The following is an 11,961-nucleotide window of genomic DNA, read 5'->3' as shown; positions in this document are numbered from 1 at the left end:
AGGTACGCGGATAACGCGGATCGGGCGGATTATAGCGGATTATGACTTATATGATTTCTCTGTTTATATCTCTCATGCAAGCAGTTAGCAAAAACTTTTCGCCTAAACTCCGGACGTGCTCCGAAATTTAACAACAAGCCTACTTCCACACGAGTAGCCTTCAAATAATTCTGCAATTGCATTTCATGAGCCTCCGTTAGCATGCTCGAAGCTTTCAGTTCCAAGATTACTTCATCTTCAACCACCATATCCGCAACATATTTACCAACGACTTCTCCTTTATAATAAACCTCTATCACTTTTAAAGGCTCACATCTTAACCCCATGCTACAAAGCTCTTTGTAAAGGGCATTTTGATAAACACTTTCCAAAAAGCCAAAACCAAGTTCATTATACACTGCATAAAATGCCGATAATACCCGATCTGTTATATCTTTACAAAGTAGTTTCATAAAATACTTATCCGTTAAAATCCGCCCGATCCGCGTTATCCGCGAACCTGGTTCTTCATACCATCTTAATTCCTTACTCTCCTAATTCCGTCTTGATCCAGTCGTAGCCTTTTTCTTCGAGTTCGAGGGCCAGTTCGGGACCGGCGGTTTTAACGATACGGCCTTTATAAAGGACATGGACTACATCGGGCTTGATATAATCCAGCAAACGCTGATAGTGCGTGATAACAATAGCGGCGTTTTCCGGCGTACGCAACTGGTTCACACCGTTTGCCACAATACGAAGCGCATCGATATCCAATCCGCTATCCGTCTCATCCAGGATAGCTAACTTCGGTTCCAGCATCGCCATCTGGAATATCTCGTTACGCTTCTTCTCACCACCGGAGAAACCTTCATTCACACTACGGCTTGCCAGTTTATTGTCCAACTCGACAATCGCACGCTTTTCGCGCATCAGCTTCAGGAAATCGGTAGCCGAAACAGGTTCCAAACCTTTATATTTGCGGTGTTCGTTCAGGGCGGCACGCATAAAGTTGACCATGCTTACTCCCGGAATCTCCACCGGGTACTGGAAACTAAGGAAAATACCTTCACGGCTGCGATCTTCCGGTTCAAGCTCCAACAGGTTCTTCCCGTTAAAGGTCACTTCCCCTTCCGTTACTTCGAACGCCGGATTGCCGACCAGTACACTGCTCAAGGTGCTTTTCCCGGAACCGTTCGGCCCCATAATAGCGTGCACCTCACCCGCCTTGACAGAAAGGTTGATCCCTTTCAATATCTCTTTGCCATTGACATTGGCATGTAAGTTCTTTATTTCTAACATCGCTTTATTAATTGATAATTGACAATTGTCCATTGTTTTATCCCACGCTCCCTTCCAGAGAAATGGTCAGCAACTTCTGTGCCTCTACGGCAAACTCCATCGGAAGCTTGTTCATCACCTCGCGGGCATATCCGTTGACGATTAGGCCGACCGCTTCTTCCACCGAGATACCGCGCTGCTGGCAATAGAACAGCTGTTCCTCACTGATCTTGCTTGTCGTTGCCTCATGTTCCACCACAGCCGTTTCATTCTGAATATCGGCATACGGAAAAGTATGGGCGCCACAGGTTGAACTCAGCAACAAGCTGTCGCACTGGCTATGGTTGCGGGCACCTTCGGCACGGGGTGATACTTTCACCAGTCCACGATAGCTGTTCTGGCTATGTCCGGCGGAAATACCTTTCGATACGATCGTGCTGCGTGTATTCCGTCCGAGATGGATCATCTTCGTTCCGGTATCCGCCTGCTGGTAGTTATTGGTTACGGCTACGGAATAGAACTCGCCAACCGAATTATCGCCTGCCAGGATGCAACTCGGGTATTTCCAGGTAATGGCGGAACCGGTTTCTACCTGTGTCCAGGAAATCTTGCTTCCTTCGCCCTTGCACAATCCGCGCTTGGTTACGAAATTATAGATACCGCCCTTTCCTTCTTTATCGCCCGGATACCAGTTCTGGACAGTTGAATATTTCACCTCGGCATGTTCGTGCGCTACGATTTCGACAATAGCGGCATGGAGCTGGTTTTCGTCACGCATCGGGGCGGTACAACCTTCCAGATAGCTGACGTACGCCTCATCGTCTGCTACGATCAACGTGCGTTCGAACTGTCCGGTGTTTGCCGCATTGATACGGAAATAAGTACTCAATTCCATCGGGCAACGTACCCCTTTCGGGATATAGACAAACGAGCCATCGGAAAAGACAGCCGAGTTCAGTGCGGCAAAGAAATTATCACGATAGCCGACTACGCTTCCCAAGTATTTCTGTACCAGGTCAGGATGATGCTGGACAGCTTCGCTGAAGGAGCAGAAGATAATACCTTTCTCGGCCAGTGTCTCCTTAAACGTCGTCTTTACAGATACGCTATCCATTACGGCATCGACAGCCATTCCGCTAAGTTGTGCCCGTTCATGCAAAGGGATGCCCAGCTTATCGAAAGTCTTCATCAATTCCGGGTCAACCTCATCAAGGCTTTTCGGCCCTTCCTTCTTCTTCGGGGCAGCGTAATAGATAATATCCTGATAGTCGATAGCCGGAATATCGAGGTGAGGCCAAGTAGGCATCTCTAACGTCTGCCAATGACGGAAGGCTTTCAAGCGGAACTCGAGCAACCACTCCGGTTCATTCTTCTTGGCAGAAATAATACGAACGGTCTCCTCATCCAATCCACGATGAATCACCTCCGTATCGATATCGGTAACAAACCCGTATTTATAATCACCGGTCGTTACCTCATTCAATATATCGTTTGAATCTTCCATTATACATTATATATTATTAAACCAACTGCTTACTCTTCCTTAAAAAACAAATTTTGGAAGTAAATAGTTGGGATTATCTCTTTAACTGAATTATAAAAGCGGGATTCGACCTTTGTCTGGCGGGGAATCAAAACCGATCCCCTGTCTATCATCTCCATACCGTTTAGCAAAAGACTGATAAAAAGCATCATAAAACAAAGTCCGAAAACACCTCCTGCCAGATGGTTCAATACGCTAAGCGGCGTAGCCCCTACCACCCGGTGCAGAATCTCCCCTGCCAGCAACACGACGCCCACGATCAGCAGAAACCCCGCCACATAACTGAGCACCGTCACTCCCTGTTCGGGGAACCACCCCAACGCCAGAATATACCCTCTGAGCCAGAGCGCCGCTTTCGTACAGAAGAAAATTCCGACTAATAGGGCTATAAGCGAAACAACCTGTTTGATGACTCCATCAAACAGGCCTTTCACAAATCCTATTCCTGCCAGACATAGCAATGTAATGTCCAACCAGTTCATGTTTATAACGTCTTCTTGATTTCTGTTTCTTCGTACGCTTCGATGATATCGCCAACCTGAATATCATTGTAGTTTACAAGGTTCAAACCACAATCCAATCCGGCAACCACTTCTTTCACGTCATCTTTAAAACGCTTCAAAGATTCCAGTTCTCCCGCATGAACCACGATACCGTCGCGAATCACACGTACCTTATTAGAACGTTTGATCTTACCTTCACGTACCATACATCCGGCAATCGTACCCACTTTCGTGATCTTGAATACCTGAAGTACTTCCACATTGGCAGTGATCTCTTCTTTGATTTCCGGAGAAAGCATACCTTCCATTGCACTCTTCACTTCTTCGATTGCGTCGTAGATAATCGAGTACAGACGGATTTCGACGCCATCCTTTTCAGCCATTCGGCGTGCAGGCAATGCCGGACGCACCTGGAATCCAATGATGATAGCATCTGATGCGGCAGCCAGTACGACATCCGATTCGGAAATCTGGCCGACAGCCTTATGAATAACGTTCACCTGGATTTCTTCTGTCGACAGACGGATCAACGAGTCGGACAGAGCTTCAACGGAACCATCCACGTCACCCTTCACGATCACGTTCAATTCCTGGAAGTTACCCACTGCAATACGACGGCCGATATCATCCAATGTAAGCATCTTCTGCGTACGCAGGCCCAACTCACGCTGCAACTGCTCACGGCGGTTGGCGATCTCGCGGGCTTCCTGATCTGTTTCCAGTACGTTGAATGTATCACCGGCCTGTGGAGCACCGTTCAATCCCAGGATCAGAGCCGGTTCGGAAGGACCGGCCTTTTCGATACGCTGGTTACGTTCGTTGAACATAGCCTTTACACGACCGAAGTGTGTACCGGCCAGCACGATATCTCCCACTTTCAAAGTTCCGTTTTCAACCAATACGGTAGAAACATATCCGCGTCCCTTATCCAGGGAAGACTCGATAATAGAACCTACGGCACGCCTCTTCGGGTTTGCCTTCAAGTCGAGCAAATCCGCTTCCAACAATACTTTCTCCAACAGTTCCTCTACACCGATACCCTTCTTGGCTGATATTTCCTGGCTCTGGTATTTACCACCCCAGTCTTCCACCAGGTAGTTCATGTTAGCCAGTTCCTCCTTAATCTTTTCCGGATTGGCATGCGGTTTATCGATCTTGTTGATAGCAAAGACGATAGGAACACTGGCAGCCGAAGCATGATTGATCGCTTCAATCGTCTGCGGCATGACATTATCGTCGGCAGCCACAATGATAATCGCGATATCCGTTACTTTGGCACCACGGGCACGCATAGCGGTAAACGCCTCGTGGCCCGGAGTATCCAGGAATGTAATACGGCGTCCGCTCTGCAGCTTCACGTTGTAAGCACCGATGTGCTGTGTGATACCTCCGGCCTCACCGGCAATTACATTTGCATTACGGATGTTATCTAATAAAGAAGTTTTACCATGGTCGACGTGTCCCATCACGGTTACGATAGGCGGACGCGCAACCCAGTCTTCTTCATTATCGTCTTCTTCATCGGCCTTAATGGCTTCCACCACTTCGGCACTTACATATTCTGTCTTGAAGCCGAATTCTTCAGCTACAATATTAATAGTCTCCGCATCCAGTCGCTGGTTGATGGAAACCATGATACCGATACTCATACAAGTAGCGATAACCTGGGTTACAGGAACGTCCATCATGTTGGCAAGGTCATTGGCTGTAACGAATTCCGTCAGCTTCAGGATCTTGCTTTCCATTTCCTCCTGTTCCATCAATTCGTGCTCACGTTTCTGCACGGCATCACGTTTGTCACGACGGTACTTGGCACCTTTGTTATTCTTGTTTCCTTTGTTGGTCAGGCGAGCCAGTGTCTCTTTTACCTGCTTCTGTACATCTTCCTCACTGATCTCCGCCTTCACCGGCTTGCGCAAGCGGGGTTTACGATCGTCATTCGAATGATTCGGACGTGTCGGACGCGCGTTCGTTCCCGGTGTATTGTTAACATCTACCCGGTCTTTCTTAATACGGTTACGCTTTTTCTTTGCATCCTGATTACCTTCGCCCGGTTTGACAGGAGCACCGGGTCTTGCTGTTGCATCTTTCGGTCCCTTGTTGAAAGGACCGTTACCCGACTGTCCCGGTTTATTACCGGCAAACCTCTCACGTTTGTCATCACGTTCCTTCTTCCGCTCTTCTTTAGTCTTCTTCTTAGGGCGGGTAGACTGATTTAATGCATTCAGGTCAATCTTCCCTGTCACCTTGATTTTAGACTCGAACTTCGGAGTATTCAACCGGAATAACTCATCGTCAGACCCGCCATCGGCAGAAGCCGCCGGCTCTTCAGTATTTACGGTCGTTGACTCTATGGTTGCTGTTTTCGGCTCCTCTACAGGCTCCGGTTTAACCACTTCTGCTGGTTCCTTTTCCACTACTATAACTTTTTCTTCTTTTTTCTCCTCTGGCTGCTGTGTTACTTCCGGAACTTTCACCTCAGGCACTTTTACTTCCGGGGTTTTCACCTCCGGAGCCGGAGCTTCAGCAGTTTTTGCAGCAGGAGCCTCCACTGGCACCTCTACTTTCTTTTCCACAGGAGCAGAAACCGGTTCAGGTCGTTCTTCCTGTGTTCTTTTATGCGGTCTGTCCAGATCGATCCGGCCCTTTGTAACAATTTTGGGCTTGAATTCTTCCGGTATCACAGTCTTTATTTCCGAATTCCTTTCTTCTTTCACAGAAGCAATTTCCTTATGAGGGCGTTCGGGCACAACCCGCTCACGCTCACGCCCTCCGTCCGGTAAATCTTTACCAAACTCTTTTACGAGCAAAGCATACTGTTCATCACCGATTCGCGTGTTGGGATTGTTATCCTCAACCTCGAACCCTTTCTTGCGTAAGAAGTCAACAACTGTGTTGATTCCTACATTTAATTTCCTTTGTACTTGTATTAATTTTATGGGCATATCAAACTTTGTCGTAATACTTATTCCTGAGTTTCATCCTCTTCTTTTTCTTCTCTCTCTTCAACCTCTTCTTCAAATTCGGCAGATAAGATAGCAAGTACCTCGTCAACAGTCTGTTCTTCGAGGTCGGCACGTTCAATTATCTCGTCGCGGCTCATCGCTAACACGCTCTTCGCAGTATAGCATCCTGTATTTTTCAGCGCTTCGATAACCCAAGCATCGATTTCATCCGAGAATTCATCCAGATAGATATCTTCTTCATCTGCACCTTCCACATCGCGGAATACGTCAATTGCATATTCGGTCAACATACAGGCCAGTTTGATATTCAAACCACCCTTACCGATAGCCAATGAAACTTCTTCAGGACGAAGATAAACCTCTGCCTTATGTTCTTCTTCGTTCACTCGTATAGAGGAAATTTTAGCCGGGCTTAATGCACGCTGGATAAACAGCGATACATTGGATGTATAATTAATTACATCGATATTCTCGTTTCTCAGCTCGCGAACGATACCGTGAATACGGGAACCCTTCATTCCGACGCAGGCGCCAACCGGATCGATACGGTCGTCGTACGACTCTACGGCTACTTTTGCTCTCTCTCCCGGAATACGGGCTATTGCCTTGATAGTGATCAGACCATCATTGATTTCAGGCACTTCGAGTTCAAACAAACGCTGCAGGAATAATTTGTCTGTACGGGAAAGAATAATCTTCGGATTGTTGTTGTAGTTATCCACCCGTTGTACGATTGCACGTACTGTCTCACCTTTGCGGTAAAAGTCTGTCGGGATCTGTTCTGTTTTCGGGAGCAGCAACTCATTACCCTCGTCATCAAGCAACAGGATTTCTTTCTTCCATACCTGATAAACATCGGCAGCAATGATGTTACCGATTTTATCTTTATATTTAGCAAATAAGCTGTCTTTCTGTAATTCAAGTATTTTTGAAGCTAACGTCTGACGCAGGTTCAGGATGGCACGACGTCCGAAGTCTGCAAAATGCACTTCGTCGGTTACTTCTTCGCCGACTTCGCAATCAGCGTCGATCTTACGGGCCTCAGTCAATGTCAGCTGAAGGTTAGAGTCTTCCAGTTCGTCATCTGCAACAACCGTACGGTTTCTCCAGATTTCAAAGTCTCCTTTCTCAGGATTGATAATTACGTCGTAATTTTCATCCGTACCGAACATTTTAGCGATCACGTTGCGGAATGAGTCTTCCAACACGCTGATCATCGTATCCTTATCTATATTCTTCAACTCCTTGAACTCAGCAAGTGTGTCAATCATACTGATTGTTTCCTCTTTCTTGGCCATAATCTTTTACTTGAATCTTATTAAGTATTTTGTATATTTTATTTCATCGAATGTATATGACTGGTCTTCCTGTACAGTCACCTTACGCTTGGCACCTTCGGGTTTTACCTGTTTTTCAACAGTTACGACTACCCCGTTTTCATCGGCCGATTTCAATACACCTGCCAACTTCGTACCGTTTTTAAGCAGCATTTCCACTTCATTGCCTATATTTTTCACATACTGGCGAAGCACTTTAAACGGAGATGTTATACCGGCGGAACCCACTTCAAGCTCGAAGTCTTCCGCATCCCGGTCCAAGTGACCTTCCACATAACGGCTCAACTCCACACAGTCGTCGATGCAAACACCCTCATCATTATCTATCTCTATGATAATCAGGTTACCCGGTTTAATTACTACGTCTACCAAATAATTGTCGGAAGAAGCTAATTTCTCTTCAACCAACTGACTTATTACGTCCTTTTCAATCATACACATACAGTTAAGAACAAAAGAAGGGGACTGCCCGCCCCCTCCTCATCTTCGCTTAATCGCCCGCAAATATACAAATAATCAATGAGTTTTCAAACAAATATTATTATTTCTTTCATATCCGTATCAGATATTGTAAGATTCCCTCTTTTTACGTTTCTTTGTACCCGAATTCAAAAGGGGTGCTTATGGTTCAATACCATAGGCTGAGAACATACCCATATTACCTGTACGGATAATGCCGGCGTAGGGAATTGAAAAACCAAGCCTTCCGGGCTTGCATGGTATATTTCTTCCGACACTCCTTTTCACCGTTCGTTTATTTTATTTAGGTTATCAAAAAAACAAAGGATGAAAAGTGTATTTATTTTAGCCTCATCATGGGCTGTACTGACTGCGCAGGGAATAACTGTCGAACCTGCCGATTCACTGAAAATTTCCAAAGACGTATCACTGGATGAAGTTGTTGTAACAGCAACCAAAGTTGCCAAAGGAACGCCTGTCGCCTACAGCGAGTTAACACAAGACGAACTGAAACGACGGAACGACGGACAAGGTATCCCCTACCTGATCCTACAATCACCGTCTGTTATCATGACTTCGGATGCCGGAACGGGTATCGGTTACTCCGGTTTCCGCATTCGCGGAACAGATGCCAACCGTATCAATATCACTGTCAACGGAGTACCCGTGAACGACTCGGAGTCGCATACCGTCTTCTGGGTGAATATGCCCGATTTCGCCTCTTCGGTTGACAATATCCAGATACAGCGCGGCGCCGGGACTTCTACCAATGGGGCTGCCGCATTCGGTGCAACTGTCTCTATGCAGACACAAAAATCGGAACTGAAGCCCTACGCCGAATATTCGGTATCAGCCGGCTCGTTCGGAACTGTCAAGAATACAGTCAAGTTCGGTACCGGACTTCTCAATGACCATTTTGTTTTCGACGCCCGTTATTCCAATATCCAAAGCGACGGCTACATAGATCGGGCCGATGCCAATATGCATTCCTACTTCGCATCGGCCGCCTATTACGGAGACAACACGCTGATTCGTTTCCAGACATTCGGCAGTATCGAAAAAACCTATCAGGCATGGACCGGTGTTCCGTCCTATATGCTGGATTCCAACCGCACATACAATCCTTGCGGTGAATATAAAGAAGACGGAGTAACCAAATACTACAAAAACCAGACGGACAACTATCGGCAGCAAAACTACCATCTGACCGCCAGCCAGCGCTTAAGCGATCTCTGGAACATGAACCTGACTCTCCATTACACACACGGAGCAGGTTACTATGAAGATTATAAAGGCGGCGCCAAGTTTAAAAGCTACAAACTGAATCCTTATATCAACAGCCAAGGCGATACGATCACCAAGACGGATCTCGTTCGCCGCAAATGGCTGGAAAATGATTTCTATGGCGCCATCTACAGTGCCAATTTCCGGGGCGAACGCCTGCAATTCTCAGTAGGAGCCGCTGTCAACCGTTATGACGGCAACCATTTCGGCCGCGTCATGTGGGCAAAACAATCGAACAGCCTTCCCGAACCTGATTATGAATACTACCGCAATACCGGCAATAAGCTGGACTATAATATGTACACAAAGGCCAACTACCAATTCCATCCTCACCTGAACGGCTACCTGGATATGCAATACCGAGGCATCCACTATACAATCAAAGGAAGTGACGATAAAGCCGGTGACAACGTAAATATCAATAAATACTGGAACTTCTTCAACCCCAAAGCGGGTATTAATTTCCAAAAAGACGGGCACAATGCTTTCGTCTCATTCTCCGTAGCCAACCGCGAACCCAACCGGGACAACTTCACAGAGGCCGGCCCGGACGAACGTCCGCAACATGAAACCTTATACGACTACGAAGCAGGCTATGGTTTCGGAAATTCCCGTTTTCACGTCGGTGCAAACCTTTATTTCATGGACTATAGCAACCAATTAATCCTGACCGGTAAGATCAGTGAAATCGGTGAAGCCCTTACCTCCAATATCAAAGACAGCTACCGCATGGGGATCGAGTTGACCGGAGGCGTGGAAATCGCCCGTTGGCTGGATTGGAGCGGGAACCTGACATTGAGCCGGAACAAAATCAAGAATTTCACAGAAAGCATCGAAGTGTACGAAACCCTCCCTAACGGCGATTGGGGCTATCAGCGTGAGGATCACAATAAGCTGGGAACGACCAATATCGCTTTTTCACCGGATATCATCGCCAACAGCATGTTCAACTTCAATTGGAAACAACTCAGTGCAAGCTTTAACTCCCAGTTTGTCGGACGCCAATATATCGACAATACTTCCAGCAAAGACCGCTCCATCAATCCTTACTTTGTAAGCAATCTGCGTGTCGGCTATGTCTTCAAGCCGAAGTTTATGAAAGAAATCGCTCTTGATGTCACAATAAACAATATATTTAACGAGCAATACGAGACGAATGCCTGGGTTTACTCAGCAATGGTCGACGGTGAGCGTTACAAAGAAGACGGCTATTTCACCCAGGCGGGGATAAATGCCATGGGCCGGGTAACATTCAAGTTTTAAACAATGGAACAACTATTGGAATATTTCGGAGTATTGACGGGGTTGCTTTATCTGCTTTTAGAGATCAGGCAGCATCGTGCCATGTGGGTAGTCGGCTTCCTGACTTCCCTGGTCTATGTGTTCGTCTTTTTCTTTTCAAAAATATATGCCGACATGGGGTTGAACATCTATTATGTCGCAATCAGCATATATGGCTTCTGGCAATGGACCCGTAAAAAAGCTATAAACGAAGGAAAAACAGATCAGAACACCCCGGCAAATGAAGCAATCCTCTATCGCAACATGACGTTCCCACTTTTTACGGGAATAATCCTCGCAATCCTTGCAATTTATGCCTTAATCTATTATATCCTGCATAATTTCACCGATTCGCCTATCCCTGCCGGTGATGCGTTTACCACTGCCGTCGGGATCGTCGCCACCTGGATGCTGGCCCGCCGGATCATCGAGCATTGGATATTCTGGATCATCGTCAACTGCGTATCCGTCTATCTTTATTACCTGCGTGGACTATACCCCACCATGTTTCTATATATTTGCTATGCCATACTGGCCGCAGTCGGATTATACACCTGGAAAAAGAAAGGAATAAAAACAAATGATAGCACCTTATAATTGCGTCGTCGTCGCAAACGGCACTTTTCCACAAACCGCTTTGCCGCTCCGCCTGCTGCGCGAAGCCTCTGTCGTCATAGCCTGCGACGGAGCCGTACAAGCTTTGCATGATGCTGGCATCACCCCGACAGCCATTGTCGGTGATCTGGACAGCATTCAACCCCGCTTCCGGGAACTGTATGCCGGCCGTATCCACATCGTAGAAGACCAGGAAATAAACGACCTGACAAAATCCGTCCGTTTTGCCCGCCAATCCGGAGAAAAAGAGGTCCTGATATTGGGAGCCACCGGGTTACGCGAAGACCATACACTGGGCAACATTTCCCTGTTGGCTGATTATGCCTCCCTGTTCGACCGTGTGGAAATGCTTTCGGACTATGGCATCTTCACCCCCATCCGGCAAACAACAACGCTGGACAGCCACCCCGGGCAGCAAGTATCCCTTTTCTCCCTCTCCCCCTGCGGCAGGATAACGACATCCGGTCTCCGCTGGCCGATAAACGACCGCCAGCTGACAGCTTGGTGGCAAGGGACTCTCAACGAAGCGACAGGAGACAGCTTCACCATCACCCTTTCGCCCGGCAGCCCGGTCTTAGTCTACCGCACCCTGTAAACGAATAGTTCATTTCTAAGAAAAAGTGAGCTATCCCGTTCTCGCGCTTGACGCGGGATCGCATTAAAACCGACCGTATAAACAACTGATTGACAAGGACTGTTCTACTGCGGCCCCGAGT

At 47.1% G+C, this 11,961-nt stretch carries 10 protein-coding genes and 1 riboswitch; of the genes, 3 read left to right on the top strand and 7 right to left on the bottom strand.

The annotated features are described in order from the left end of the window. Nucleotides 1-29 precede the first annotated feature (29 nt). The 7 genes from DW083_RS04755 to rimP form a co-directional block, all read right to left on the bottom strand. Nucleotides 30-452 carry a GxxExxY protein gene (locus DW083_RS04755; protein WP_122331614.1) on the bottom strand — a complete coding sequence of 141 codons (423 nt, stop codon included), beginning with the start codon at nt 450-452 and terminating at the stop codon, nt 30-32. Nucleotides 453-525: 73 nt separating this feature from the next. Next, nucleotides 526-1,278 (bottom strand): Fe-S cluster assembly ATPase SufC, encoded by a 753-nt coding sequence (gene sufC, locus DW083_RS04750; RefSeq protein WP_122331613.1) that lies wholly within the window; start codon nt 1,276-1,278, stop codon nt 526-528. A gap of 37 nt (nt 1,279-1,315) precedes the next feature. Next, entirely contained in the window at nt 1,316-2,761 is a 1,446-nt protein-coding gene (gene sufB, locus DW083_RS04745; RefSeq protein ID WP_115499263.1) for a Fe-S cluster assembly protein SufB, read from the bottom strand. A 29-nt stretch (nt 2,762-2,790) separates the two neighbouring features. Further along, nucleotides 2,791-3,282, bottom strand: coding sequence for a CvpA family protein (locus tag DW083_RS04740; protein ID WP_115499264.1), 492 nt, complete (start codon nt 3,280-3,282; stop codon nt 2,791-2,793). 2 nt (nt 3,283-3,284) lie between these two features. Beyond that, nucleotides 3,285-6,248, bottom strand: a complete 2,964-nt coding sequence (gene infB / locus DW083_RS04735) for a translation initiation factor IF-2 (protein WP_115499265.1) — start codon at nt 6,246-6,248, stop codon at nt 3,285-3,287. Nucleotides 6,249-6,268: 20 nt separating this feature from the next. Then, nucleotides 6,269-7,567 carry a transcription termination factor NusA gene (nusA, locus tag DW083_RS04730; RefSeq protein WP_115499266.1) on the bottom strand — a complete coding sequence of 433 codons (1,299 nt, stop codon included), beginning with the start codon at nt 7,565-7,567 and terminating at the stop codon, nt 6,269-6,271. A gap of 6 nt (nt 7,568-7,573) precedes the next feature. After that, nucleotides 7,574-8,041, bottom strand: a complete 468-nt coding sequence (gene rimP / locus DW083_RS04725; protein WP_187574927.1) for a ribosome assembly cofactor RimP — start codon at nt 8,039-8,041, stop codon at nt 7,574-7,576. 168 nt (nt 8,042-8,209) lie between these two features. Beyond that, nucleotides 8,210-8,311: riboswitch (TPP riboswitch) on the top strand. A gap of 81 nt (nt 8,312-8,392) precedes the next feature. Between rimP and DW083_RS04720 the strand changes: the two genes are divergently transcribed. From DW083_RS04720 to DW083_RS04710, 3 genes are read left to right on the top strand one after another with little or no spacing between them, the layout of a single operon-like run. Next, nucleotides 8,393-10,612 carry a TonB-dependent receptor gene (locus tag DW083_RS04720; RefSeq protein WP_122331612.1) on the top strand — a complete coding sequence of 740 codons (2,220 nt, stop codon included), beginning with the start codon at nt 8,393-8,395 and terminating at the stop codon, nt 10,610-10,612. 3 nt (nt 10,613-10,615) lie between these two features. Beyond that, nucleotides 10,616-11,227, top strand: coding sequence for a nicotinamide riboside transporter PnuC (gene pnuC, locus DW083_RS04715; RefSeq protein WP_122331611.1), 612 nt, complete (start codon nt 10,616-10,618; stop codon nt 11,225-11,227). Then, entirely contained in the window at nt 11,211-11,840 is a 630-nt protein-coding gene (locus DW083_RS04710) for a thiamine diphosphokinase (protein ID WP_122331610.1), read from the top strand. The genes pnuC and DW083_RS04710 overlap by 17 nt, the downstream gene beginning before the upstream one ends. Nucleotides 11,841-11,961: the final 121 nt, after the last annotated feature.

Source organism: Parabacteroides sp. AF48-14 (genome assembly GCF_003477465.1).
Lineage (GTDB): Bacteria > Bacteroidota > Bacteroidia > Bacteroidales > Tannerellaceae > Parabacteroides > Parabacteroides acidifaciens.
This window is presented reverse-complemented; position numbering and strand designations above follow the sequence as displayed.

Excerpts from the sequence above, each read along its gene's own strand:
- infB (WP_115499265.1), bottom strand. The coding sequence starts at position 6,248 with ATGCCCATAAAATTAATACAAGTACAAAGGAAATTAAATGTAGGAATC.
- DW083_RS04755 (WP_122331614.1), bottom strand. The coding sequence starts at position 452 with ATGAAACTACTTTGTAAAGATATAACAGATCGGGTATTATCGGCATTT.
- sufB (WP_115499263.1), bottom strand. The coding sequence starts at position 2,761 with ATGGAAGATTCAAACGATATATTGAATGAGGTAACGACCGGTGATTAT.
- rimP (WP_187574927.1), bottom strand. The coding sequence starts at position 8,041 with ATGATTGAAAAGGACGTAATAAGTCAGTTGGTTGAAGAGAAATTAGCT.
- nusA (WP_115499266.1), bottom strand. The coding sequence starts at position 7,567 with ATGGCCAAGAAAGAGGAAACAATCAGTATGATTGACACACTTGCTGAG.
- DW083_RS04720 (WP_122331612.1), top strand. The coding sequence starts at position 8,393 with ATGAAAAGTGTATTTATTTTAGCCTCATCATGGGCTGTACTGACTGCG.
- sufC (WP_122331613.1), bottom strand. The coding sequence starts at position 1,278 with ATGTTAGAAATAAAGAACTTACATGCCAATGTCAATGGCAAAGAGATA.
- DW083_RS04710 (WP_122331610.1), top strand. The coding sequence starts at position 11,211 with ATGATAGCACCTTATAATTGCGTCGTCGTCGCAAACGGCACTTTTCCA.
- pnuC (WP_122331611.1), top strand. The coding sequence starts at position 10,616 with ATGGAACAACTATTGGAATATTTCGGAGTATTGACGGGGTTGCTTTAT.
- DW083_RS04740 (WP_115499264.1), bottom strand. The coding sequence starts at position 3,282 with ATGAACTGGTTGGACATTACATTGCTATGTCTGGCAGGAATAGGATTT.